27 protein-coding genes are annotated in these 25,257 nt (G+C 65.8%); 26 read left to right on the forward strand and 1 reads right to left on the reverse strand.

Annotation, left to right across the window (positions count from 1 at the left end; all coding sequences use genetic code 11):
• The first annotated feature begins 89 nt into the window (after window positions 1-89).
• The 13 genes from ACGF0D_RS25565 (at window position 90) to ACGF0D_RS25625 (ending at window position 12,224) form a co-directional block, all read left to right on the forward strand.
• On the forward strand, window positions 90-359 hold the full coding sequence (locus ACGF0D_RS25565; protein ID WP_392884550.1) for a DUF1876 domain-containing protein: 270 nt from the start codon (window positions 90-92) through the stop codon (window positions 357-359).
• A gap of 365 nt (window positions 360-724) precedes the next feature.
• Window positions 725-2,326: a recombinase family protein gene (locus tag ACGF0D_RS25570; RefSeq protein WP_392919984.1), complete on the forward strand. Its 1,602-nt coding sequence runs from the start codon at window positions 725-727 to the stop codon at window positions 2,324-2,326.
• A gap of 1,297 nt (window positions 2,327-3,623) precedes the next feature.
• Window positions 3,624-3,860: an HNH endonuclease gene (locus ACGF0D_RS25575; protein WP_392919986.1), complete on the forward strand. Its 237-nt coding sequence runs from the start codon at window positions 3,624-3,626 to the stop codon at window positions 3,858-3,860.
• A gap of 768 nt (window positions 3,861-4,628) precedes the next feature.
• The gene (locus ACGF0D_RS25580; RefSeq protein WP_392919989.1) at window positions 4,629-5,126 is read left to right on the forward strand and encodes a phage terminase small subunit P27 family; all 498 of its coding nucleotides are present in this window, start codon (window positions 4,629-4,631) and stop codon (window positions 5,124-5,126) included.
• A complete protein-coding gene (locus tag ACGF0D_RS25585; protein WP_392919992.1) occupies window positions 5,104-6,804 on the forward strand; it encodes a terminase large subunit in 1,701 nt (566 codons plus the stop codon). The genes ACGF0D_RS25580 and ACGF0D_RS25585 overlap by 23 nt, the downstream gene beginning before the upstream one ends.
• A 47-nt stretch (window positions 6,805-6,851) precedes the next feature.
• Window positions 6,852-7,223 carry a hypothetical protein gene (locus tag ACGF0D_RS25590; protein WP_392919994.1) on the forward strand — a complete coding sequence of 124 codons (372 nt, stop codon included), beginning with the start codon at window positions 6,852-6,854 and terminating at the stop codon, window positions 7,221-7,223.
• Window positions 7,213-8,274 carry a phage portal protein gene (locus tag ACGF0D_RS25595; protein ID WP_392919997.1) on the forward strand — a complete coding sequence of 354 codons (1,062 nt, stop codon included), beginning with the start codon at window positions 7,213-7,215 and terminating at the stop codon, window positions 8,272-8,274. Before ACGF0D_RS25590 ends, ACGF0D_RS25595 begins: the two co-directional genes overlap by 11 nt.
• A gap of 41 nt (window positions 8,275-8,315) precedes the next feature.
• Window positions 8,316-9,263: a hypothetical protein gene (locus ACGF0D_RS25600; RefSeq protein ID WP_392920000.1), complete on the forward strand. Its 948-nt coding sequence runs from the start codon at window positions 8,316-8,318 to the stop codon at window positions 9,261-9,263.
• An 11-nt stretch (window positions 9,264-9,274) separates the two neighbouring features.
• Window positions 9,275-9,832, forward strand: coding sequence for a hypothetical protein (locus ACGF0D_RS25605; RefSeq protein ID WP_392920003.1), 558 nt, complete (start codon window positions 9,275-9,277; stop codon window positions 9,830-9,832).
• A 90-nt stretch (window positions 9,833-9,922) separates the two neighbouring features.
• A complete protein-coding gene (locus ACGF0D_RS25610; protein ID WP_392920005.1) occupies window positions 9,923-10,879 on the forward strand; it encodes a major capsid protein in 957 nt (318 codons plus the stop codon).
• A gap of 435 nt (window positions 10,880-11,314) precedes the next feature.
• Window positions 11,315-11,626, forward strand: a complete 312-nt coding sequence (locus ACGF0D_RS25615) for a hypothetical protein (RefSeq protein WP_392920008.1) — start codon at window positions 11,315-11,317, stop codon at window positions 11,624-11,626.
• Window positions 11,623-11,967, forward strand: coding sequence for a hypothetical protein (locus tag ACGF0D_RS25620; RefSeq protein WP_392920010.1), 345 nt, complete (start codon window positions 11,623-11,625; stop codon window positions 11,965-11,967). The genes ACGF0D_RS25615 and ACGF0D_RS25620 overlap by 4 nt, the downstream gene beginning before the upstream one ends.
• The gene (locus ACGF0D_RS25625) at window positions 11,964-12,224 is read left to right on the forward strand and encodes a hypothetical protein (protein ID WP_392920012.1); all 261 of its coding nucleotides are present in this window, start codon (window positions 11,964-11,966) and stop codon (window positions 12,222-12,224) included. The genes ACGF0D_RS25620 and ACGF0D_RS25625 overlap by 4 nt, the downstream gene beginning before the upstream one ends.
• A 391-nt stretch (window positions 12,225-12,615) precedes the next feature.
• Here ACGF0D_RS25625 and ACGF0D_RS25630 read toward each other — a convergent pair whose 3' ends face one another.
• Window positions 12,616-13,143 (reverse strand): hypothetical protein, encoded by a 528-nt coding sequence (locus ACGF0D_RS25630; protein ID WP_392920015.1) that lies wholly within the window; start codon window positions 13,141-13,143, stop codon window positions 12,616-12,618.
• A gap of 54 nt (window positions 13,144-13,197) precedes the next feature.
• Between ACGF0D_RS25630 and ACGF0D_RS25635 the strand changes: the two genes are divergently transcribed.
• From ACGF0D_RS25635 to ACGF0D_RS25695, 13 genes are all read left to right on the forward strand, one after another.
• A complete protein-coding gene (locus ACGF0D_RS25635; RefSeq protein WP_392920018.1) occupies window positions 13,198-13,761 on the forward strand; it encodes a hypothetical protein in 564 nt (187 codons plus the stop codon).
• Between the two features lie 44 nt (window positions 13,762-13,805).
• On the forward strand, window positions 13,806-14,117 hold the full coding sequence (locus ACGF0D_RS25640; RefSeq protein WP_392920020.1) for a hypothetical protein: 312 nt from the start codon (window positions 13,806-13,808) through the stop codon (window positions 14,115-14,117).
• 388 nt (window positions 14,118-14,505) lie between these two features.
• Complete coding sequence (locus ACGF0D_RS25645; protein ID WP_392920023.1) at window positions 14,506-16,923, forward strand: phage tail tape measure protein; 2,418 nt, start codon at window positions 14,506-14,508, stop codon at window positions 16,921-16,923.
• Window positions 16,924-17,787 (forward strand): phage distal tail protein, encoded by an 864-nt coding sequence (locus ACGF0D_RS25650; RefSeq protein WP_392920025.1) that lies wholly within the window; start codon window positions 16,924-16,926, stop codon window positions 17,785-17,787.
• A 9-nt stretch (window positions 17,788-17,796) separates the two neighbouring features.
• A complete protein-coding gene (locus ACGF0D_RS25655; protein WP_392920027.1) occupies window positions 17,797-18,891 on the forward strand; it encodes a hypothetical protein in 1,095 nt (364 codons plus the stop codon).
• Window positions 18,892-18,899: 8 nt separating this feature from the next.
• Window positions 18,900-20,003 carry a hypothetical protein gene (locus ACGF0D_RS25660; protein WP_392920030.1) on the forward strand — a complete coding sequence of 368 codons (1,104 nt, stop codon included), beginning with the start codon at window positions 18,900-18,902 and terminating at the stop codon, window positions 20,001-20,003.
• Window positions 20,004-20,756: 753 nt separating this feature from the next.
• Window positions 20,757-21,026: a hypothetical protein gene (locus tag ACGF0D_RS25665; RefSeq protein WP_392920033.1), complete on the forward strand. Its 270-nt coding sequence runs from the start codon at window positions 20,757-20,759 to the stop codon at window positions 21,024-21,026.
• Window positions 21,027-21,116: 90 nt separating this feature from the next.
• Window positions 21,117-21,881: a peptidoglycan-binding protein gene (locus ACGF0D_RS25670; protein WP_392920036.1), complete on the forward strand. Its 765-nt coding sequence runs from the start codon at window positions 21,117-21,119 to the stop codon at window positions 21,879-21,881.
• A 29-nt stretch (window positions 21,882-21,910) separates the two neighbouring features.
• Complete coding sequence (locus tag ACGF0D_RS25675; protein WP_392920039.1) at window positions 21,911-22,192, forward strand: hypothetical protein; 282 nt, start codon at window positions 21,911-21,913, stop codon at window positions 22,190-22,192.
• Window positions 22,189-22,767 carry a hypothetical protein gene (locus ACGF0D_RS25680; RefSeq protein WP_392920042.1) on the forward strand — a complete coding sequence of 193 codons (579 nt, stop codon included), beginning with the start codon at window positions 22,189-22,191 and terminating at the stop codon, window positions 22,765-22,767. Before ACGF0D_RS25675 ends, ACGF0D_RS25680 begins: the two co-directional genes overlap by 4 nt.
• Before the next feature lie 134 nt (window positions 22,768-22,901).
• Complete coding sequence (locus ACGF0D_RS25685) at window positions 22,902-23,735, forward strand: hypothetical protein (RefSeq protein ID WP_392920045.1); 834 nt, start codon at window positions 22,902-22,904, stop codon at window positions 23,733-23,735.
• A 60-nt stretch (window positions 23,736-23,795) separates the two neighbouring features.
• Window positions 23,796-24,515 carry a hypothetical protein gene (locus ACGF0D_RS25690; protein WP_392920048.1) on the forward strand — a complete coding sequence of 240 codons (720 nt, stop codon included), beginning with the start codon at window positions 23,796-23,798 and terminating at the stop codon, window positions 24,513-24,515.
• A gap of 72 nt (window positions 24,516-24,587) precedes the next feature.
• On the forward strand, window positions 24,588-25,257 hold a 670-nt coding region (locus ACGF0D_RS25695), incomplete at its 3' end, for a DNA cytosine methyltransferase (protein WP_392920128.1).

Here is a 25,257-nt window from a genome sequence, read left to right on the forward strand (position 1 = left end):
CGCCCCCGGGATGTCGCCCGACCGGCTGGCCTGGTGTTCACGATGGGTGCGGCGCACCCTGGAGGAGTAACCGATGGAGGTGATCCGCCATGAAGACTCTGGTCGGTTGGCACATCGAGATGGAGTTCCGCGAAGAGGGGCCGCGGACCAGCGCCGCCGCGATGCTGCGGCTCGGCGACGGGAGCGAACTGCGTGCCCACGGCTACAGCAGCCGCCACCCCTCCGACCCGGAACAGCTGAGGGTCGGGGAGGAGATCGCGGGGGCCCGCGCGCTCAACGAGCTCGCCTCGCAGCTGCTCACCAAGGCCCACGGCGAGATCCAGGAGGTCAGTCCGGTCCCGACCCACCCGCTGTCCTGACCTCTCCCGCGGCTTCCCGGCCGCTGTCGTCATCGGCCGCCGCCGTGAACGGCCCCGGGAGCGGTGGCCCCGGGCGCAACGGCCCCGGAGGCGCCGAGTGCCGGGGCCGCCTCCCGGGGCCCCGGCACTCAACGGCGTTCGCCAGTCCGTCAGTTGACGCAGTAGGTGGCCGGCGGCTGCCACTCCGGACCGACCAGCCGCTGTTCCAGTTCGTTCAGTGTGATCCGGATGCCGACCGTCCCGGTGGTCGAAACACCCTGACACCACCCGGGTAGCGGGCCGTTCCCGCAGGTCAAAGGCGGTACGACATGGGAACGGCTACTCTCGCACGCCCCACCGAGGCACCTTCGCCCTTCACAAAGGGCATGGATCTGACGACAACCACGGGGGTCTGTGCTTGCCACGGACGCCCGCAAGTAGACCTGCTGCTTCGAAAGTCCAAGGTGGTCCGCGAGGGCGAGCGCGCACTGTCCATCCGCGCTCAAGAGGACAGGGGCCGGACGTGGGCCGCCGAACACGGCTACTGCGTCCGCAAGGTATGGCGCGAGAACCTGTCCGCCTGGTCGGACGTGCAGCGCCCGAAGTACGACGCGGCCATGTCCGCGGTACTCGAAGGCGAAGTGCCGTGCCTGTGGGTGTACGCGCTCGACCGCTTCAGCCGCAAAGGCGCGGAAGCCGTGGTGCCCATCCTCGGCAAGGCGCGCGTCATCTTCGACTATGAGCGGCTGGACAGCTCGGACGAACGCGACCGCCGATGGATCATCGACCGGGCAGAGAACGCCCGCGAGTACTCGCAGCGCTTGAGCTACAACGTGACCAACACGAAGGCCAAGCAGCGCGAGGAGGGACGTTGGCTCGGGCAGGCACCGTTCGGCCTGGTGGTCGACCCCGTTACTCGGCGGCTCCGGCCGGACCACACCCCGTATCTGTGCCTGGTGGACGGCAAGAAGGAAGTCACCCCGTGGCAGATGATCGTGCGCATCTTCAAGGATGTGGCGGCCGGTATCTCAGGGCGGGCTGTGGCGAGAACCCTGAACCGAGAGGGGTTGCTGTCGGTTACCGGCGTGCAATGGCGCGTAAGCGCTATTCGCAGGATCATCATTCACCCGGTCTACGAAGGGTGGCTGACGGTCATGTCGCTGCCCTCGCGGGATGCCATGGCGTACATAAATGAACGTGGCGCGCGGGTCCGCTGTGTGGAACGCGACACGGTGGGCCAAATGATCCCGGAAGACCTTGCGACTAAGGCACGGCGCGTGCTTTCGGGGAATCAACTCCCGGACTACGCGCCCAAGGACGGGACGGCGATCCACCCGCTTACAGGCCGTCTGCGGTGCGGCGGGTGTGCGCGCGCGATGGTGTCTGACGGGAAGTCGTACGCTTGTGGCGCGCACAAGCAAGGTGTGGTCTGTCCTGCTCCCGCCTCGGTCTTCCGTCCAGCCATTGAGCGGTACGTGGTGCACGAGTGGTCCGAACAGCTACATCACGCGGACGACGAAGACCCGATGATGATCGCCGTTGCAGAGCGCTGGCAAGCTCTCGCGCGCCCCAGCGACAACCAGGCGATCAAGGACGCCCGCGCAGAACTCAAGGCGGCACAGGCCAAGCTTGACAAGTTCCATGCGGACGACAGGGCCGACTTCTACACGGGCCGTTCCGCCCGGTACCGAATCCCACACAAGAACGCGGCTGAAGCACGCTTGGACGCTGCCGAGGCACGTCTAGCGGAGCTGACCGGCGGGGACAGGGTAGACGTCACGTTCCTTATGGAAGGGCAAGCGGCACAGGTGTGGATGGCAGCACCGCCCGCACTGCGCCGAGATCTAATCAGCTTGGCCGTCGACACGGCGACCGTGACACAGGCCTCGGGGAAGGGGCGCTTCAAGGGAGATGAGCGCGTAACTATCCGATGGGCCGAGCCCGAGGGGGCCGAACCCGACGCGGACGCGTTCGAGCAAGCCGCGTAGCACTTCTGTACGGCCCTACACAGCCCCGGTTGGTCCCTGTGCCCAACCGGGGCGTTTTGCTGCCCGCAGGCGGGCGCCTGTGCCCCGGACTCGCCGGCTCGGGCCCGGCCGACAGCGCCGAGAGTGGTGGCGGGGTGGTGGTTCTTCTCATTTTTTAGAACACATAGAAAAAATAAGAGAAAACAGAAACGGGACCGCTCTCGCCACCCGCACCACCGGGACCGGGAAACCTCCGCCCTTCACTATGGCGAAGGAAGAGGCGCCCCGGGCGACCAGGAAACCTCCGCCCTTCACTACTACCGAGAGCGGGACTACCGCGCACCCATCCCACACGGGGGCGTACGGCGGACCGAGTGCCCGCTCTCGGGGCAGCGTCGCCCGTGCACCACGCGCCCTCTCGGGGGTGGCCGCCGGAGTCGTGTGGCGACGTGCGGGGACCGAGCCGTCCATGAGTAACCCCGTCCGCCAGGGCGGGCCGAAAGGGGTCACACAGGCTCGGTCCCCACCACACCAGGACCACAAGGAACGGCACCGACGGAGACAGCGCGCGGGGTGCCCGCGGCAGGGTTAGCCTAGATGCCGCGCCGGATACTTTTGACCAGGTCATTGGCAGCGACCTTAAAGGCCACTCTCCGAATGGAGAGGGAAAATTCCAGATAAATGCGGAGGATTGGAATTTGGCACCCCTCCCATGCTGCCAGTCGAGCAGAGTGATCCCTGAGCAGAGCCCGGGCCGTAGAATATGTGTCACGAACGCCATCAGGGGCGAACAGTAGAAAATCTGAGGCGAGTAGTTCGAATTCTCTCACCCTGGTTTCAAATTCGACCCTGATGGTACCGCTGTAGGGCTCATGTGGGTGAAAAAAGCCTCTCGGGAGTGGCATTTCGGAGGCCCAGTGGAGCACTAGATGAGCTGCGCGGTACGAATTTCTAAGCTGGGAATCTGCGCCGGAGGCACCTACATGGACGCTTCCGATCCGGTCCGCCTGTACAGCATTGCCAACCCTTCCCCCGCTGATCTGATTATCAGTCATAGTTCCTCAGTCCGACGCCGGTTCAGCAGAATCACTGTCGCGCGAAGCGGTCCCCGCGGCAAGGCCTTTGTCAACCGTGACGACCTGCCTCCAAGCCTGGCCCTGTTCACCAGGGCCGGTCTACCACTTACCGCTCTGACCTCGGAGGTATCGTGCGCTGTATCGACTGTTTGGAGCCGGCGACCCATCGGGGCCGGTGCGAGGAGCATCACCAGGCGTACGAGGGGCGTGCGAGCGTCCGTTCTCGGCGTGCTCGACAGGCCGTGATCGCTCGGGGCAACTCTGCTGCGGCAAGGCTGCGGAAGGCTCTGCGGCGGGCGGGTCGGGCGACGTGTGGAAGGTGTGGGCTGGACTTCCTGCCAAGCGCCGTGGACGTCGATCACCGGACCCCGATCGCCCTCGGGGGTGAGGACACGGACGACAACGTGTGGCCGCTGTGCCGTCCGTGCCACAAGGCGAAGACCCGTACCGACTTTGGAGCGGGCAACCCGCCGTTCTGACACCTACTTCCGCGCCCACCAGGCCGCGAGGGTTCCGCCGCCCGCTGTGGCTGCGGTGATGAGCCACGCGGGGATGCGCTGGATCGTCAAGTGCACACCACCCCACCGGAGTTCTAGCTGAGGGGGTTGGCGGACGGAGCCTTGCTCGCCGTTCGAGTTCTGAGTCACGGGCTCAGTGAATCAACGAATCAGCGCGCCAGGGAGGGCGCTTTGGGGGGCTCTTTCCCGCACAAGCGGAATCAGCCCCACCCGATAGGAGGTGCCCTGATGCCCCGAAGACCCCGCCCTCCGTGCTCGGTGCCCGGGTGTCCGGAGCTGACTGCCCGCGGTGGCCGGTGTGCGGCTCACGAGCGTGAGGCCGAGGCACTGCGCGGTACTGCTGCTGAGCGTGGCTACGGCACCCGGTGGCAGCGCATCCGGCGGACCTACCTTTACCGGAACCCGTGGTGCGTGCTGTGTGGGGCCGGCTCGACCGTGGCCGACCACTTCCCGGAGTCGCGTCGCGCCCTGGTTGCTCGGGGCGTCACCGATCCGGATGCGTTCCATCGGCTGCGGCCGTTGTGCACGCTCTGTCACAACAGGGAGACGGCTGCCCGTCAGCCGGGCGGTTGGGCTGCGGAACGTGTCCGGCCCACACGCCGCTGACCTGCGGTTTTACCAGGGGGGTACTCCCCTCCCCTCCCCACCCTGATCGGCAGGGAGGGAAAAAACTCGCGCCGCAACTAGACCCGTTTGCGCGGAGCGTGACGACCCGGAGGAGGGGTGATCATGGCTGACCCGACCAGGCGACGGCCGCCGTTGCAGGTGATCCGCGAGGGGAACCCGGGCAAGCGCCCCGTTCCCGAAGGTGTCGTGGTCCCGCCGGCCGAGCTGACCGAACCGGACTGGTTCGAGCTGTTCGCCGACCAGGCCGAGGGCGACCAGGCCGAGGTGAACGCGCGGTGCCGGGAAGTCGCGTCCCGGGAGTGGCGCCGGGTGGTCCCGGTGCTCGAACACGTCGCCGGTATCGGCCTGGTGGACACGTCCACCCTGACGGACTACTGCGTGTGCGTCGCGCGGATCGACCAGTGCGAGCGGGAGATTTCCGCGCACGGAATTCTGATGCAGGGCGAGCGGGGTTGGCAGAAGAACGGCGCCACAACGATTGTGAGCGCGTACCGTTCTCAGCTCGCCCGCTACATTGGTGAGCTTGGACTTTCACCCTCGGCTCGGGGGCGTCTGACGCCACCGGAAATCGGGGGCGATGATGACGGAGTTTTCGACTGACGATCTGCCGGTGCCCCTTGCGGCCCTGCGGGAACTCGGCTTGTCCGAGGAGCATATAGCCGAGGCGATATCCTCGCGGCCCCTGGTGGTCGCTGCGCAGGCATCGCAGGCCGAGGGTGCATATTTCGACGTGGCGTCCGCGAAGCGGGCGATCACGGCTATTCAGAGCTTCAAGCACACTAAAGGCCGGTGGGGTTCGACCCCGCTTCTCCTCTCGCCGTGGCAAGTTGTGTGGGTGATCGCCCCGATCTTCGGGTGGCTCGCTCACGACCCCGAGTTGGGGCGGGCGGTCCGCGTGATTCGCTCGGCGTGGATCGAGATTCCGAGAAAGAACGGGAAATCGACCCTCAGCAGTGGTATCGGCCTGGTACTGCTGCTCGCCGATCGGGAAACCGGGGCCGAGGTCTACGCGGCGGCCGGCTCGCTGCCACAGGCCGAACGTGTTTTTGACGACGCAAAGCGGATGGCGCTTACTTCCCGCGCTGTTCGCGGGCGGGTCGAGGTTCTGCGCGGGCTCATTCGCGTACCCCGGACCGGCGGCATCTTTCGGGCTCTGTCGAAAATCGCCGAGACTGCCCACGGGCTGAATGTCTCGGGTGCGATCGTGGACGAGGTGCACGTCCATAAGCGCCGTGATCTCATTGACGCGATCGAGACCGGTACGGGTGCCCGTGATCAGCCTTTGGTGGTCTATATCACGACCGCCGATGAGGGCACCGAGGGCTCGATTTACGACGAGAAACACGTCTATACCGAGCGGTGTGCCACGGGGGTTGTTCTCGACCCCGGACACTATGGTGTCATCTGGGCCGCAGAAGAGGGCGACGACCCTTATTCCGAGGCGACTTGGCGAAAGGCGAACCCGGGGCTAGGGGCTTCTCCGTCGCTCGCCTACATGCGCCGTGAGGCGAACAAGGCCCGCTCCACTCCGAGCTATTTTCCAACGTTCTGCCGGCTGTCGCTCAACCGTCGGATGCGGGCCGCTACTCGGTGGCTCCCGCTCTCGCTGTGGGACGCGAATGCGGGAAGCGTGGATGACCAGCGTTTCCGGTATCGGCGCGCGTGGGGCGGGGTCGACCTGTCCGCGGTAAGTGACCTGTCCGCGTGGGTGCTCGCTGTCGAGTCACGACAGCCGGGGGTCGAGCTGGAATTGATCTCGCGGTTCTGGTTGCCCGAGGAGCGCGCGGACGAATTGGAGCAGCAGCTACAGGTGCCGCTCCGCCAATGGGCACGCGACGGGCTGTTGACGCTGACCGAGGGCGACGCGATCGACTATGGCGCGATTGAGAAGCAGATCATTGCGGACTGTCGCCGGTTGGACGTGCAGCGAATATCCTACGACCGAATGTTTGCCGGTCAGCTTGTTCAACGGGTCGAGCAGAAAACGCGCGGCGTGGACGTGGTGCCCGTGGCGCAGACGTACTTGGGAATGTCGCCGGGCTGCAAGGAACTGGAGCGGCTGTTGCGCGAAGGCAGAATCAAGCACGGCGGCAATCCCATCCTGCGATGGCATGCAAGCGTGGTCGAGGTCTACCGGGATGGGAACGACAACATGCGCCCGGTGAAGCCGGACAGGCAGAAGTCGAGTGCCCGAATAGATGGTATTGCGGCTTCCGTGATGGCACTTGACGGCTACGTCCGGCGCCCGATCAAGCGGGCTCGCGCTGCTAGTGCGTAGGGCTCCGCGGAGCGTCTTTCTACTGCATTTCGACTTAAGGGGGCCGCGTGGGTGAGACCCCGCTACAGATGACAGAGCGCCTGTACGGCAAGCTACAGCGGCGCAGGCAGGAAGCCCGGAAGTGGAGTGACGCGTACGAGGGTAAGCGTCCCTTGCTGTTCGCTTCGCCGGAGTTCTCGACGCAGACCGGCGGGCTTTTCGATGGCTTCTCGGATAACTGGTGCAGCGTTGTACCGGATGCCACGGTGGAGCGCCTTATGCCTCTTGGGTTCCGACTGGAGGACGGTTCGCTAGACCAGGCTGCGGGTAAGGCATGGCGCCGTTCTGAATGTGACGTTGAGGTTGGTCTAGCGCTGCTGGAAGCGCTCATTACTGGGCGGTCGTACGCCCTGGTTTGGGACAGTGGCAATGGCAGTTGAGATCACCTTCCAGAACGCGACTAACGCTGTCGTGGAGTACGTCCCGGGAACGCGCCGGAAGCGTAAGGCTGGGCTGTTGGTCTGGCGTGACTGGGATATGGAGTTCGCTACCCTTTTCACGCCGGAGACGGTTTATCGGTGGCAGCGTCCGGCCCGCGAGGGCGGGCGGTGGACGGGTCGAACAGTCGGGCTCCGCAGGGGAGAGCCCAGTCATATTCCGAACCCGCTTCGCGATGTTCCGTTGGTCGAGCTTCCGAACCGGAGCCGGCTGCACGGGAACCCGCGCTCCGAGATTGCGACTGTGCTTCCGCTACAGGATGCAGTCAATACGCTGTGGGCGCACTTGATGACCGCATCGGACGGGCTTGCGCTTCCGGCCCGCGCGGTCCTGGGAATGGATCGCCCGGTGCGCGAGATCACGGACCCGGAGACAGGTGAAGTGGTCGGCGAGGAGGATTTGCCGCTGGACCGCTTCCGGTCGGATCGTCTGCTCTGGCTCGAAAAGGAGGGGGCGTCGATCGCCGAGTATTCGGCGGCCGATCTGGATAACTACTTGCGTGTCATAGCCGTGGCCGTCCAGCACATCGCGGCGCAGACGCGCACCCCGCCTTCGTATCTGGCGGGGCAGTTGGTAAATGTGAGCCCGGATGGCGTCGCGGCCTCGGAAGCGGGACTAGTCGCAAAGGTGACGGAGCGCCAAAGGCACTTCGGTGCGGCACTCCGCGAGATCATGCGGCTTGAAGCCTTGGCGAATGGCGAATCCGGGCGCGCTGCGGCACTCATGCTGGGCTCGGTTGTCTGGCGGGACCCGCAGTTCCGATCGGATTCTCAGTACTCCGATGCGCTGGTAAAGCTCAAGAGTCTTGGGCTGCCGGATGAGGCGATTTGGGAGCGGATTCCCGGGGTCACGCCCGAGGAGATCGAACGGTATAAGCAGATGCGTACGGATGCCGCGGGGGCGATCCTCGGCGGCAACGTGGCAGCCCTGTTCGGTCCTAAGCCCGACCGGGGCGAGGAACTGCCCGCGGACACAGTTCCGGAAGCCGCGTAATGCCGTCTCCCGCGACTCTGGCGGCCGACCGGTACACGGAAGTGCAGACCGTCTCCCGGAACGTCGTAGAAGCCGTGCAGGGCCTTTGGCGGGACGTGCCGGCTGACCGGATTCTCTCCGCGATGCAAGGTGAGACCGGCGCCCAAATCCTGCGGGCGGTCACCGTGGGGCAGCTCACGGCGGCCGAGGGCGCGCAGGCGTTCGTGTCGGCCAGCATGGTTGCGCAGGGCGCGATGGCGGCCCCGCTCGGCACGGTGGATGCCTCCGCCCTGGTGGGCGTTGCCATGGACGGTCGGCCGCTCGCAACGCTCATGTACCAACCGGCGATCACGACGGCTCACGCCCTCGCGCTCGGGGAGTCGCCGGAGATGGCTGCGCTGCGGGGGCTTAATCAGATGGCGATGCTGACCAGTACCACCATCACGGACACCGCACGGACGGCTACGTCCGTCGCCATGACCGCGCACCCCCGCTGCAAGGGGTACACGCGGGTGGTCCACCTTCCGGCATGCGCCCGGTGCGTGGTCCTGGCTGGGCGGGTGTACTCCCACTCGACCGGGTTCCGTCGCCACCCTCGCTGTGATTGCGGCATGGCGCCGTACGCCGACACCACAAGCCCCCAAACCCCGGACCCCGCAGCGCTGTTTGGGCAGATGACCCCGGAGGAACAGCGCCGCCGGCTCGGCGCGGCGGGCGTCAAGGCTCTGGAACAGGGGGCAGACCTTAACCGGGTCGTCAATGCCCGCCGCGGGCTCAGCACGGTAGGCGACCGGACGACCACGACCGAGGGCACGACGAAGCGCGGTATCGGTGCTGGGGCGGCGCAGAACCAGTTCGAGAAGAAGCCCGGTGTCCGGTTCGGCACCGAGACCGCCGCTCGGGACCGGCTCAAGCAGACCCGTCTCATGCCGGGGGCGATCTTCGACCTGGCGGGCGGGGACCGAGCGCGGGAACTCGCGCTGCTCAAACAGCACGGCTACATCAAATGAGAGGACACCACATGGCAGACGATCCGCAGGGCACCAACCCGACCGGCCCCGAGGGCGAGCGCCAGGGCGAGCCGACCGGCACCGGCACCGGAACCCCGGGCACTGGCACCGAGGGCGACAAGGGCACCGCCCCGACCGGCGACCAGGCCGAGGCGGTCAAGGCGGCCGAGAAGCGCGCGGCGGACGCCGAGGCGGAAACGGCGCGACTCCGCCGGAGCAACGCGGCGCAGAAGGGGACCGACCTTGACGCGCTGCGCGAGGAGATTCGGGCCGAGTTCGCAACCGAGCTGCTGCGTGCGGAGATCCGCGCGTCTGCGGCGGGCAAGCTCAAGGACCCGGCCGACGCGCTTGCGCTGCTCGACCTCGGTGCGCTGGCTGGCTCTGGCGGTGCGATCAACGCTACGGCCGTAAGCGAAGCGCTGGAGGCCCTGGTCAAGGCGAAGCCGTACCTTGCCGCGGAGAAGACCGAGGCGGGCGCGTGGGGCGACGTGGGCGCGGGCCCGCGGAGCTCCGCCGAGCCGGAGCCGTCCACCCCGTACGAGCGTCTGCGGCGCGCGTACTCCGACTGATCTCCCGCGCAGAAACGTCTTACTTCCGAGGGCCTAACCCGAATCCGGGCGGCCCTTTTTTCATGCCCAGAATCAGGGGGAATTTCCTAAATGGCACTTACTCTGGCTGAGGCCGCGAAGCTCAGCACGACTGATCTTCAGCGCGGAGTCATTGAGACTTTCGTGCAGGAGTCGAGCATTCTCGACCGAATCCCGATGCTCACCATCGAGGGCAACGCCTACGCCTACAACGAGGAGGCGGCGCTTCCGGGCGTTGAGTTCCGAGCGGTCAACGGCAGCTACTCGGAGAGCACCGGCACGGTCAACCAGAAGTCCGAGAGCCTGGTGATTCTCGGTGGTGACGCGGACGTTGACAAGTTCATTGTCCGCACCCGCGGGAATCTCAACGACCAGCGCGCGATTCAGACCCGAATGAAGGTCAAGGCCGCGTCGTACAAGTTCGCCGAGACCTTTTTCAATGGTGACACCGCGACGGATTCCAAGGCTTTTGACGGCCTTCGAAAGCGTCTGACTGGTGGTCAGGTTCTGTCGGCCGGCACCAACGGTGCTCCGGTGCTGGGCAACGGCACCAGCGACCCGCACACCTTCTTTGACCTGCTGGATTCCCTGGTGGCATCCGTTCCGGGGCTCACCGCGTCGAACGGTGCGATCTATGCCAATCGACAGGTGATCGCCAAGATCCGTTCTGCGGCCCGCCGTATCGGCGGTGTCGAGATCGTGCGCGAGGATCTGACCGGTAAGCGGGTCGTTACCTACAACGGTATTTCCGTTCTCGACCCGGGCCAGACTGCCGCGGGCGCGGATATCCTCCCGCAGAACGAGACGCAGGGAACCGCGACCGACGCGAGTTCCATTTACGCCGTCAAGTTCGGCCAGTCCGAGGACGACCGCGCCGTTACCGGTCTCACCAATGGTGGCGTCCAGGTGTACGACCTGGGCGAGCTGGAGACCAAGCCCAGTTTCCGCACCCGCATCGAGTTCTACTGCGGCGTGGCGGTTTTCGGCGGCAAGGCTGCCGCGCGCCTTAACGGCGTTCTCGCCAAGTAAGGAAGGGGAATCGGAATGCCGCCGCGTAAGCGTGCTGCGGCGCCCACTCCCCGACTTCCGCACACGGAATCCTGCGCTGCCCCGTCCCGAGTCGAGAGCTTTCCGGTTCTCGATTCGGTCGACGGGGCTGCCCGGACCGTGACGCGCTGTCTGGAGTGCGGCGCCCAAGAGATCAAGTAAGGGGGCAGAGTGGGTACCGAACTGCCCCCGCTCGCCACGGTCGCCCAGTTGGCCGCGTGGCTACAGCGGACCCCCGAAGAACTGCCCGAGGGCGCCGAGCTGGTCCTAGAGACCGCCTCGGCCGTGGTGCGGGCCGAGGCTCGCCAACGGTTCACCAGGGCGACCACGACGGTTGCCCTGGTTCCGCGGGACGGTGTGGCTGTGTTGCCCCAACGGCCTGTTGTGTCAGTGGAGTTGGTCCGCCGGAGCGGCGCTGTGGTGCCCCCGGTCGACTACCGACTGTGGCGGGACGAACTGCATGTCCGGCCCGGAGTGGGGCCACTTCACGTCACCTACACCCACGGGTACGCCGAGGTTCCGGCGGACGTGCGGGCCCTGGTGCTCACGCTCGCCGGCCGGGTGTTCACCAACCCGCGGGACCTGCGTCAGGAATCGGTCGGCTCGGTGTCGGTGACCTACGCGGCCGAGACCATCGGGGCGTCTCTCGCCCCGGTCGAGCGGGACGCCCTCGCCCGGTACCGGCGCCGCATCGCGGTGCTGCCCCTCGGTGAGGGGTGGTCCTGGTGACGCTGCTGTACGCACAGACCGTGGTGATCGTCCGGGCCCCGGCCGTGGTCGACCGGTACGGCAATGAGTCGACCGACCGGGACTGGGCGAACGCGACCAGGACGACGTACCGCCGGGTGTCCGTCCAACCGGACGTGTCCACCGAGGCCGAGGGCGACCGGCCCACCGTGGTGACCGGATGGCGTCTGGTCACCCGCCCCGGGGCGGATCTCGACCTGGTTCCCGGCGATCGGGTCGCGGCGCTCGGCCGGCTGTGGGAGTGCGACGGGGAGCCCGGCCGGTACAGCGTGGGCGGGCAGCACCACCACACCGAAGCGCACCTAAAGGCGGTGGCCGGGTGAAGCGATTCAAGCCCAACAAGGGCAATATCAACGGGCTGATGAAAAACCCGGAAGTCGGGGCCGAGGTTCGCCGCATCGCGCAGGCAATCGCCGAGTCCGCCGGGGCGAACGACGGGCTTTTCAAGACCGACGCGAAGTTGGGCAAGCGGCGGTGGCGCGCGGCTGTCATCGGTAACTACGACTTCCCGCACTCCGGCGGTCTCGCCGGTTCGCGTCGGGATTTGCTGCGGGGTCTGGACGGTGCCCGTGGCGAGTAAGCCCGTCATAGTCATGCCGGACGCCGTAGCGGTTGTCACGGCCTATCTGCGAAGCGCTCTAGCTGCTTCCGGCCGAGCCGTCCCGGTGGTTTCTCGGATTCCGAATCCGCGACCCGCCGAGTTCGTCCGGGTGCAGCGAATCGGCGGTGTCCGGCAGACCCCGGTAAGCGACCGGCCCCGACTTGATATCCACGCGTGGGCCGAGACCGAGTCCGCGGCGCACGATCTCGCTGCCCTTTCCCGCGCACTGCTCGACCGGATTCCCGGGGTGCGCGACGGGGTGACTGTCTACGGGGTGACCGAGGTTGGTGGCCCCATATGGTTGCCGGACGACCAGACCAGCTCTCCGCGATTCGCGTTCGCCGTGGAAATCCACATGCGGGGCCGCACGCTACCGCCGGGCGGGCCACTTCCGTAGGCGCTGGCTGCCATCGTCGTCAAGGGCGAGTTGCGCCGCATACATGAACTCCTGGGTTGTCCTGTCGAAGTTGTTGATGTCCTCGGGGAAAGCGTTCGTGACGTCCATTGACTCAGCGACGAAGGCCGAGCCGGCCATCAGTCGGCCCAGTGCTTCCATCACCGCGGCGGCCCGCATTGTGACTTCCTGGGGGCCGTACAGAGAGACATCGATCCATGCTTCAGTCAAGGCGTGCGCAACTGAGTTCATGAGTTCGGTGTCAAACTCATCACCGATCCGTGCATTGCGGCATTGCTGTCGGGCGATAGCCACAAGGTCGACGCTCGTTGTCAGGAATGTCCGATAGGAGTCCTGACGCCCTTGACGCCGTTCCTTTCGATGCTCTGCGCGCGCTGCGACTCGTGTTCCCTCCCGCTGGAACCAACCGCTAGCGAATGCCGCGCCGCCAGTCGTCACCGATCCCACCACCGCGCCGATTAGTGCGCCGAATGCCGTGTCCATGGCGGCATGATACTCGGGCTTCCATGATCATTTTCCATGAACGGGAGAAAGTAATTGACTCTCAACGCCAGCGCGGTCCGGGTCGCCATCACCGGTGCCGCTTACGTTGCCCCGAGGGGCACAACCGCGCCGACTGATTCCACGACCGCATGGCCAGCTGCCGCTACCGATATCGGCTGGATCTCCGATGACGGTATTACCGAAAGCAACTCGGCTGATACCTCGGAAATCAAGGCCTGGCAGGGCGGACAGACGGTCCGCAAGGTTGTCTCCGGCTCCGAAATGACGTTCAAGCTCACCGCAATTGAGACGTCTAAGACCGTCCTTGAGCTTTACCACAAGGGCTCGAAGGTCATTACTACGAGCGGTAAGTCCGTGCTTGCGGTCAAGGCTCCGGGGACGGACCGCAGGCTTTTCGGCTTCGACGTGATCGACGGTGATTCCCACATTCGGATCGTCATTCCGGACGGCGAGGTCACCGAGACTGGCGATATCACGTACAAGGGCGATTCCGCGCTCTCGTACGAGCTGACCGTGACCGCCTATCCGAGTGCTGACGGGACCGTTGCGCTCAAGTACAGCGATGACCCCGCGTGGGGTTCGGCGCCCGAGAAGTAGCGCCGCGAAGAAACGTTCACCCTACGCAGTAAGAGGTATCACAGATGAGCAATGTTTTTGATCTTGATGTGTGGGCTGCGGAGGCTCGCCGCGAGCCTTTCCGATTCGCGCTGGCGGGCCGCGAGTTCACTATGCCTTCGGCTGGTGAGCTGGATAAGTCGGTGCTCTCGACAGTGAATATCGAAGCGCCCTCGGCGGGTGATATCGGCATTCTTCTGCGTGCCGGGCTCGGCGACCAGTGGCCCGATTTCGATGCGCTTCCCGCACCCCTCGCCGCCCTCGGTGAGCTGTTCCGGCAGTGGCAGCGGCACGAGGGTATCCCGCTGGGGGAATCGCAGGCCTCGGCCGACTCCTGACCGAGTACGGCGAGGCCATAGAAGCCGATATTCAGCGGTACTACGGCGCCGATCTTCGGGACCTCTTCCGGCCCGGTTCCGGGCTGACGTGGCGCCGCTTGCGGGCCCTTCTCGCACACCTTCCAGCGGATTCCGCCCTGGCCCGAGAGATTGCCGGGCCTGATGCCGGGTGGACACTGGAAACTCAGCTACTCGCGGCACTACATGACCGCCTGGCCGAGGCCAATTGGCAGCGGGGCAACGCGGGATCGAAGAACCCGGGAGCGCGCCCGCAGCCTATTCCGCGGCCGGGTGTCCGTGCGGGCCGCATCGGCGGGACGACGCGGGACCGGCGGGAAGTCGCCGAGTACCTGTCCCGATTCCAGCCGGCCGCCGGGGGTGATGCCTGATGGCGGTTGAAGTCGGGGTGGGATATGTCAGCATCGTTCCCGAGCTGCAAGGCTTCGCGGATGAGCTGAAACAGAAGGTCACAGGCCCGACGGAGCAGGCTGGCGCGGAGGCTGGCCAAAAGGGCGGAGCCTCGGCCGGCGAGGGTTTCACGTCCAAAATGGGCGGGTTCCTTAAGGGCAGCATTCTGGCCGTCGGCATCGCTGCTGCGGCTGTACTCACAAAGGGATTTGTGGATGCGCTCGACCAGGGCGCCATTAACGGCAAGATTCAGGCCCAGTTGGGCACCACGCCCGAGGAAGCGGCACGGTACGGAAAGGCTGCCGGGCAGCTCTATGCCCACGGCGTCACCGACAATGTCGAGGAAGCGGCGCAGGCGATATCCGGGGTGATGCGGTCAGGCATCCTGCCGCCGGAAGCCACTAATGCGCAGATCGAGTCCATCACCGGCAAGGTAACCGACCTTAGCAAGACTTTTGAGCTGGATCTCGGCCAGACGAGTAATGCGGTCGGGCAGATGTTGAAAAACGGCCTGGCCAAAGACGGTACGGAAGCGCTCGACATTCTGACCGTCGGAATGCAGAAAATGGGTCCGCGCGCCGATGACATGGCGGACACCATGAACGAGTATTCCACGAAGTTTCGGGATCTCGGATTGTCTGCGGCCGACGCCATGGGGCTTATGTCCCAGGGGATGGCGGCCGGTGCGCGAGACACGGATACCGTCGCTGACGCCCTTAAGGAATTCCAGATCAGGGCCACGGACGGCTCAAAGGCCAGTACCGAGGCATACGAGGCGATCGGCCTTTCCGCCGAGGATATGACCCGCAAAATCGCTGCGGGTGGCCCTGGTGCCAGAGAGGGTCTACAGCAGGTTCTCGACGGCATTAAGGCAATCAAGGACCCGGCAGAGAGATCACAGGTGGCGGTCGGGCTCTTCGGCACTAAAGTCGAAGATCTCGGACAAAGTCTTCTGGCTCTGGATGTGAAATCGGCTGCCCAATCCCTCGGGGAGACGACCGGGGCTGCTGAGAAGATGGGCGACGCATTGCACAACAATGCGGGCGCACGGATCGAGCAGTTCAAGCGGAGCCTAGAGGTCGGTCTTACCAACTTCATCGGTGACAACGTGCTGCCGGTACTCGGGCGGTTCGGGACGTTCCTGGCGAGCACATTCGGGCCGCCCCTTCAGGCGGCTGCCGATGTGGTCCGGCTCTTCTTCGGCTCGTTTACCGGAGCCGGAGCGAGTGTCGATCTGGCAACGTCGTGGATCAACCCCATCATTCTGGCGGGGGCAACGGTCCGCAGTGTATTCGACTCTGCGATAGGCGGTGTCCGGGCGTTCGCCGCAGCGTTTACCGCGGGCGGCGCCGAGGTCACCAGCTCGGGTTTCGTCGGACTTTTGGAACGGGCCGGACTGGTGGCCCACAACCTGTGGGACGCACTCGCGAACTATCTCGTCCCGGCGGCTCTACAGCTCGTCTCCGCCATTCTCGGCGCCGTAATGCCGGTCGTCTCCGCCCTCGGTTCCATCCTGGTCGGAGTGGTCTGGCCGGCCGTCCTCAGCGTCTACGAGTCGGTTTCCGCGAACCTGATTCCCATCTTCGCGGCGGTGAGTGCGTTCGTGTCGGAGCGCGTTGTCCCAGCTCTCCAGATGATCGGCGCCAAGCTACTCGAAGTGGTCGAGAAAGGCCGCCCAACGATCGAATTTCTGGGCTCGCTGCTGTCGTGGCTCGGACGGCTCGGCGCGGACATTCTCGGGGTCGTGATCCCGGTCGTAATCCGGCTCGCTGGCCCCATTTTCTCGGCTCTCTGGTCGGCCATCGGAACCGGTATCGGTTGGTTCGGCAACTTGATCGGCTGGGTTTCCTCCGTGGCAACGACGCTGCGGAATGCCGGACAGGCTGCGGGCGACTTTGCGTCGACCGCCAAGGAAAAATTCGGGGAGTTTATCGGCTGGGTCAAGGGCCTGCCTGGCTGGATCAAGGACGCGCTAGGCGACTTCAAAAACCTACTGGTCGACAAGGGTCGGGATCTAGCCCGCGGCATCTGGGACGGCATATCCGGCATGGCCGGATGGCTGAAAGACAAGCTGATCGGGTTCGCAAAATCGATCATTCCCGGGCCCATTGCGGACGCCCTCGGAATTCATTCCCCGTCCCGACTCATGGCGGACCGGATTGGCCGCTGGATTCCTCCCGGCATCGCCGAAGGCGTGGACGAGGCGGCGCCCGAACTGACTGCCCGACTCCGCTCCCTGGTGACGATCCCGCCCGTCCGGGTGCCCGCCCCGGTACTGGCCCCGCTCGGGGCGGTGGCCGGCTCGGCTCCGTCGATCACGGTCAACGCCCGCACCGGCGCCAGTGCTTGGGAGATCGGTCGCGAGATCGCTTGGCAACTACGAACAGGAGGTGGGTAGTTGGCTGCCGCGCTGTTCACAGGGCAGCCCTACACGATGGAGTACGGGGGCGTCCTGCTGGGCGCTCCCGGCTCCGTGGTGCTGCACGAACCGGGCGGACTGCTCGACGGCCCCGAGGTCCGGACGGCGGATCGGACGTTGCTGCAACGGCATGGGGCCAGCACGGGGGCGGACTACCTCGGGGCTCGCACGGTCACGCTGTCGTTCACGGTGCTGGATGACCCCGCGACACTTGCGGACGTACTCCGGGTGTTCCAACCCGGCGGCGGAGACCGGACGTTGCGGTTCGCCGTCCCGGGTGTGGCTGGTGGGCTCGGCCGGCTGACGGCTCGGGTGCGGAAGCGTTCGGCTCCGACCGGGGCCGTGTTCGCCGCGGGGGCTGCCCGGTTCGACGTTGAGCTGTGGGCGGCCGATCCGGTGTTGTATGCCGATCGGGAGACAACGGGCCGGGTTCTGCCGGTGAGTCCGAGGGGTTCGGCCCGGGTCTTCCCGTTCCGCTTCCCGTTCGGCTTCATGCGGGCTGGGGCCGTTTCGATTTCGCCGCCCGCAGATATCACGGTCGACGGTAATACGGCGACGTGGCCGACCTACACGATCACTGGACCGGTCGTGAACCCGTCGATTCTCAACCGCACGACGGGTGAGCGCATCATGGTGCAACTTGCAGTACCCACGGCCGAGGTTCTGACGATCGACACAAAGGCGAGGGCGGTCCGTCTGAACGGGGCTAGCCGGTACGGAGCATTGAGCCCGGATTCCGTATGGTTCCCTCTCCGGCCCGGCACGGTCCGGCTCGAATTTGACGACCTGCTGGGCGATAAGGCCCGCGGGGCGGACGTGCGTTGGCGCGCCGCATGGATTTAAGGGGGACAGTTGGCAGGCATTCGCGCGCCGCTTTTCATCCATAAGGGGGAATACGATGCGGCTGACTTTCGGGCGGCCCTCGCGGACGTACGCGGGCTAAACGTCGGAGTTCTCGCCGGATCAGCCGGTGACGGTTTGAAGGTGACTGCGATTCCCGGCAGCTCCGCCCGGGTGGCGGTCGCCGGTGGCCGCGCTTGGATTCCCCTGACTAAGAACGGTCTGAGGGACAGTCGCGGGGCGTATTACGTCGATCTCCCTTCGCCGGGTGTGCAATTCGATCTGGCAACCGCATCGATCACCGGAGACCGCTATGACCTGATCGTCGCCCGCGTTTCCGACGACACGGACGTGACAGCGTATGCGGAAGTTCCTCTGGCGAATTTCGCACCCGGCAACCTGACGGCCGGGTGGACAATCGACGTGGTTCGCGGAGTCGAGGGCGCGGGCGCTCCCACGATTCCGTTTCAGAACTTCGTGGTGCTCGCCAAGGTGCGCGTCCGCAGATCGGCGACCAGCCTTTCCGCGGCCGATATCGAGGACATGCGGTACACCGCCGGCCAGGGTGACCCGACACCCCTTGCCCCTCTCCGTACGGCTCCGGGACAGGGCGTTGCGTCGGTCGCCGCCAACCAGAACCGGGGCGGACTGGTCTACAACAGCGACGAAGACCGGTTGTACGTCAAGGGCGCCACGGACGTCCGACCGGTCAGCTACCGCCCTACGCAGCACATGTACTGCACCAGTAAGGGGAGTTCCGGATGGTGGGGGGCGCCCGCTCCCGGCGGTGGCGATGGACGCGTGATTTTCTTCGACGGTCCGGCCGTGCCGTACGACCGGATAGGGATCATCAGCTATCAAATGCGGTTCATGTCCGCATCGGGCGTCGACGGCTGGACGTCGTGCTGGGTCCTGTCCAATGGTGCATTCCAGTGGGAGGGCATCAGGGTGCGCGCCACGGGCGGCGCGCACGTTGGGACGGCGCACGTGCAGATCCCGAAAAACCAAAGTCTCGCTGTACATCTGTACCTCTACTCCGAGGATGCGTCACACCGTTTCGACGAGTGGCAGAGTAACGGCCAGATGAGCATATTCCCGGCGGAATAGGGGGCCTGATGGCACCGGACTACCGAGTCATCTATGCAGAGTTCCATTCCGGGGAAGTCTGGGGAGAGCTTGCAGTCACCGAGCTGTCGTATTCGCTGGAGGCCAATTCCGCGGGGCCCGCTTCGGTCAAGGTCCCGCTTACCCTTTTCGACTGGTCGGCACTCCGGCCGTGGCGCGTGCTGGTCTATATCCAGCGGGGGCAGCAAATCGTATGGGGCGGGCCCCTGGTCGCTTTCTCGCTCGACCTTGAGAACGAGGAAGCCGAACTGCACTGCCTCGGGCTGTGGGAGTACTACAGGCGCCGACAGATCACCTACGACGCGATATTCGTGCAGCGCGACCAGGGCGCCATCGTGCAGACCCTCTTGCAGGATTTCGCGGACGGTACCGGGCAGTACACCTGGAATTCCGGTCCGCGAGCCCTCACCTTCGACAGCTCGGCCGTAACAGGAATCCTGCGCGATCGCACCTATCGGGCTTATGAACGGAAGATGGTCGGGAAGGCGGTCGAAGACATGGCGGGCGTCCGCGACGGATTCGACTTCCGCATTGACCATGCGTGGTTCGGCGGCCGGATCGTCAACACGGTCCGGTTCTCGCCGCCCTCGGGCACCCCGACGGATCTGACGCTGGAGCACGGGGCAAACTGCGATATCCCGTCCGCCACGGTGGACGGTACGAACATGGTCACCGAAGCCGTGGTGACCGGCGGCGGGGAAGCAGAGAGCCAACTCGCTGCCTGGTGGTACAACCTTCCCGCGGAGCGCGACCCGAGCCGGCGAATCCCTCGGCTGTCTGCGGTCCAGTCCCGCCAGGACGTGATCCGAGGGGACACGCTCACCGCGTACGCACAGCAGGTGATCGCCGAGGGCTCAACGCCCATAAGCATTCCGGCAGTTCGTCTCTACCCGGGCACCGATCCGGGGCCGGGGGACGTGGTGCCGGGAGTGCAGGTCCGGGCCCGTGCGCGAGTGGGCGGGCGCCTGGTGCTCGATGGCGCGTACAAGGTCACCACGATCGGGGTGCGACTCGCCGACGGCGGCGAAGAAACGACGTTGACGCTCGTACCGGGGGAGGTGTTCGGCAATGTCGGGAGCGCTGCAAGTCCCTAGCCTGTCATTGGAGTTGGCGGAGCTGCGGCGCCGACTCGACACGATCGAACGGAACCCGCGGACGGGGGCCCGAGACGAACCGCTGCCCATGACCGGGTATGAGGGGTGGCCGGGCGGGTCGGTGTTCAAGGCGGTCGCACAGATCGGGATCGGAGGGTTGAACGCCCCGGTACTCCGAGTGGACTTCCGGGCCAGCACCAGTGGTTCCGGAATGGTCGAGTTTCGCCTATACGACGTCGACAGCCAACGTGCGACCACGGCGCCAGTAGCAATCGGGATCGCCCCGGGACAGTGGCTCCGGTGCGATTGGCTGCACACGCTCGACCCGCCGCACACCCGCACCGGAACGTGGCGCCGCGTGCTGCTACAGGCGCGGCAATCTGCGGGGGCCCCGGCACTGTCGATCGGGCTCGGCCTGGCGGTCGGGGTGTCGACCACCACGGCGCCGGGTGCGAGCAGCGCGGGCACGTGGACGGCCGTGAACGCCCCGGCCGGCTACTGAAAGGAGTGACATAGAAGTGGACGCACAGACGTACACGCTGGCGATCGTGCTCCCGCCCGAGGACGTACGAGCCATCGTCACGTACGCCACCGGGCAGGACCCCGGACCGCCGACACCAGAGACCATCCGCAGGGCGGGCGAGGAGGTGCAACGCGTGGCCGAAGCGGCGGTAACTTCCCTACTTCGGCGCACAATTGACTATCGCCCGCTCGCTGCTGCGGTCAGCATCCGCACCGAGGGGACCGACCCGAATGCAGCAATCCCAGTCACCGGGCCAGCCGACCCCGCCTGATCAGCTCGGCGTGGTCAGCATCGGCGCCCGCGAAGTGTACGACCAGGTGGTGATGCTGCGCGAGGACGTTCGCGCGATGGGCGACCAGGGCGAGCGTGTCCGAGAGGAACTGTCCGACCACGAGTCGCGCCTAAGGGCGCTGGAAGCGTGGCGTTACGCGCTGCCCATCGGCGCCGTAACCGGCGTACTTGCGGCCGTGATCAGCCTGGTGCAGGCACTCGCCAAGTAGGCGGCCCCACAAGCAATTTCATCACAAATCCGAGCCCCGTCCGGGTCAGCCGGCGGGGCTTTCGCATGCCCAGAAGCAGGGGGAAACAGCATGGCACGCATGCCCGGCGCCGAGTGGCGCCCGATCTCGATCAACTACGCCGCGGGTGGTCAGCGCTCCGTACGGGGCGTGGTCATTCACATCATGGACGGCTCGCTGTCCGGCTCGGACGCCTGGTTCCGCAACCCCGCCGCGAAGGCTTCCGCACACTTCGGCTCCGGCCGGGACGGCCGACTCTGGCAGTGGGTCGACACCGCAGACCGAGCGTGGGCGCAGAGCAGCGGCAACTACGACTGGCTGTCGGTCGAGAACGAAGGCAGGGGCGGCGACAGCCTCACTGACGCCCAGCTCGACCGGTGCGCGGCTGTACTGGCGTGGGCCCACCGTGTCTACGGCGTGCCGCTTCAGGTCACCAGCTCCACCAGCGGGCAGGGCCTCGGGTGGCACGGCATGGGCGGCGCGGCGTGGGGCGGTCACGACCAGTGCCCCGGCCCGAAGATCGTCGCCCAGCTCGGCGAGATCGTCCGCCGCGCGCAGGCCCTCGCCGGCTCCGGCGGCTCGACCTCGGCCTACGTTCCGTTCCCGGGCGCCGCGTGGTTCAAGGCCAACCCGCGCTCGCCGATCGTGACCGCGATGGGCCGCCGCCTGGTGGCCGAGGGCTGTTCGGCCTATGCGTCCGGTCCGGGCCCGCAGTGGACCGAGGCCGACCGCCAGTCCTACGCGAAGTGGCAGCGCAAGCGGGGGTTCACCGGCACGGACGCCGACGGCTGGCCCGGCAAGTCCACGTGGGACGCACTGCGCGTACCCAACGCCTGATCAACATCACTCAACTCGGAGGAATATCAATGCAGTTCGTCAAGTCGCACCCGGCCCGCCTGTACGCGGTCGTGACCGCCGCACTCGCCCTGGTCGCCCACTATGTCCCGTCCCTGCCGAGTGCTCTGGTGCTCGCCCTGGCCGCCGCACTGCTCGGTGTGGGTGAGAGCGTGCAGCGGGTCGAGGACGGTAAGACCGCGGACGCTCTCGCCACTCCGGTGCCGGTCGAGCCTGCTGACAACGAGCGCCAGGGCGACGACCACGGCGAGCAGCTGCCCGGCCAGGCTGCTCTGTTTCAGGTCACCGAGTGACCTACCGGCACGTGGCTCTGCTCGGTCGAGCCCGGAGCGGTAAGGACACCGTTGCGGGCCGGCTGGTGCAGCGGTACCAGTTCACCCGGCTCGCATTCGCCGACGAAGTACGCCGCGCCGCGCTCGACCTTGACCCGATCGTGGGCGCGCAGCCGTTCGGCATGGCGACGCTTCCAATCCGGCTGTCCGACGTGGTGAACCGCTACGGGTGGGAGCGGAGCAAGACCGAATACCCCGAGGTCCGGCGCACTCTTCAGCAGCTCGGCGAGTCCGTTCGCCAGGGCGACCCGGATTACTGGCTCCGGATCGTCCGGGCCCGTGTCGAGACCGCCATGGGCTGGAGTCTGCCGGTCGTCGTCTCGGACGTCCGGTACCGCAACGAACTTGCGGCGCTTCGCCGTTGGGGCTTCCTGGTGGTCCGGGTCGACCGTCCTGGGGCCGGAGCCGGCGGGGACGCCGAGAACCACGTGAGCGAGACCGAGCTAAACGGGGCCCCGGTGGACGTCACCATCCCCAACTCGGGCTCGCTGGAAGACCTGTACGCACTCGCGGACACGCTCGCCGTGCGCCGCTGAACAGCGGGCGAGGGGTGGCGCGGTTGTGAACGGGTGGCCTTTCTCCCTTTCTTCTACTTTTTTCTTGTGCTCTAAAAAATAGAAGAGAACCACCACCGCACCACCCCTCGCCCACCAATCCCGAGGGGGGACCTATGGCCGGACGAATCCGGACTATCAAGCGCGGCGGTTCACGGTGGTACGTGGACCCGGAAACCGCAATCAAGTACCCGGGCGTGACTTCCGTACTCTCCATGTTGCCCAAGCCGTTCCTAGTCTGGTGGGCCGCCAGGCTGACCGCGGAAACGGCCGTCGCCAACCTGCCCGCCGTGACGTCGATCGCCGAGCGGGATGAACAGGGCGCGGTCGATTACCTGCGCAACGCTCACTCGCGGTACACCAAGCTCCGGGCCCGCATCGGCTCCGATGCACACGACCTCTTCGAGCGCATGCTGAGAGGCGAGATCATCGGCCGCGTACACCCCGACCTAGAGCCGTACCGGCAGGGATTCGCGGAGTTCCTGGACGCCGTACGCCCCGAGCTGGTGCGCGCCGAGGATATCGCCTGGTCGGATACCCACCAGTACGCCGGCTCTTTCGACGCGATTATCCGTATCCGCCTCGGCGAGGACGGGAAGCCGGACCACGAGCACGGCACGTGGGTGACGCTGATTGTCGACTGGAAGACGAGCAAAAGCACATACCCGGACGTGGCACTCCAGATGGCTGCCTACGCCCATGCGGACAAGCTCATTTCCCCCGACGGCACCGAGGAATCCATGCCGGAAGTCGATGGGGCAGCGGTCCTGCATATCACCCCGGAAGGCTGGGCATTCAAGCCCGTTGATATCAGCCGGGACGTTTTCGACGTGTTCCTGACCCTGCGACGCGTCTTCGACTGGGACCGCGAGACGTCTAAGTCCGTGATCGGCCGCGCCATCATCGAGGGCGCCCGCGGGATCGTTACCGGCACGCAGCGCCGCGCGTAGTCACACAACTGAATAGACAACCACCAGGGGCACGCCCGACCCGGGCCGAGCCCCTTTTTCATGCCCAAAACCAGGGGGATTTTCATGGCGCTTCGCATTTTCGAGACCGACCCGGCCGCTCGCCCGAAGGAGACTTTCTCTGACGACACCGTGGGTCGATTCTCCGGCGGCAAGCAGGAGAACGGCATTCCCGTGACGCTGCCCGCGTGGCGCGTCTCCACCGGCGATCCGGAGGTGGCTAAGGCTATCGCTCAGCTCATGGGCGGTGAGCCGGAAGAGACCGACTCCACCAACGAAAACTTTATCGACGTGGAAACCACCACGGATAAGGTCAAGGTGGTGCTTACCGGTGTGGATGCTATTTCGTCCGACCTCAAGCTCTGGAACGGTAGCAATCTGATCCATCACTGTGATGGCGTGGAGTTTCTCAGCCCTGAGGAGGACAAGGGCCGGCCGTGCGGTTGCCCCGCTCTGATGGAGGATCGCAAGGCGGCTGCTAAGTCGAAGCGCGGTCCCTCGCCGAGCATTTCCGTTGAGTTCCGGCTGGCGGAGGATTACGACCTGGGCGTCTTCCGTCTCCAGACGTCCTCTTGGAAGCTCGCGGAGGTTCTCCACGTAATCGAGAACTCTCTGATCAAGGTCGATGGCGAGGCCCTTTGCCTGCTTGAGCTGGAGCTGGTGGAATACACGACTTCGAAGGGTCGGGACGTTTCTTACCGAAAGCCCGTGATCCGCGTCATCAAGGCGTGGAACGAGGCCATTTCCGACCCGAAGTTCTAGCCGGCACTCGGCTTGGGGCCCCGTGGAATTACCGCCGCGGGGCCCCTCCCACGCCCGGAGGAGGGTGCTTCCTTGCCCATTCTTGAGCTGTGCGCCGGAGTCGGAGCGCTCGGCATCGTTGCCGAGCACATCACCTCTGACCAGGTGCGATACGTCGCTGAGATCGACCCTGGAGCCTGCGCGGTCCTGGCCGAGCACTACCCGGACGCCGCGAACCTCGGGGATATCACACAAATTGACTGGTCCACCCTGGTAGGTGAGGTGGACGTTATTACGTCCGGTTTTCCATGCCAGGGAATCAGCAATGCCGGACTGAGAAAGGGGTTGGAGGATGAACGTTCGGGACTCTGGTACACGGTCCTTGAAGCGATTCGCGTTCTACGACCAAGAATCGTGTTCCTGGAAAACGTTTCCGCGATTCTTCGCCGGGGCCTCCCGGAAGTCGTCGCCGGGCTGGCCGAGATCGGGTATGACACTCGATGGAGTTGCGTTCGAGCGTCGGATATCGGAGCCGCGCATCACCGGGATCGTTGGTTCTGCGTTGCGATTCCTCAAAACTCCGACCGCGAATCTTGGGATCAATGGAGGGCCGCAGCACCCCGACAAGCGCAAGGCCCGTGTTCCTCGCGATTCTGCGGGGGGGGGGGGGGGGGGGGGGGGGGGGGCCCCACCTTCCCAACAAAACCCCCCGCCCCCCCACCGCCCCATTTGGTGTGGTTTTTATTGGCCAACACCCACACCC

The sequence above is a fragment of the Kitasatospora sp. NPDC048298 genome (genome assembly GCF_043201465.1).
Taxonomy (GTDB): domain Bacteria; phylum Actinomycetota; class Actinomycetes; order Streptomycetales; family Streptomycetaceae; genus Kitasatospora.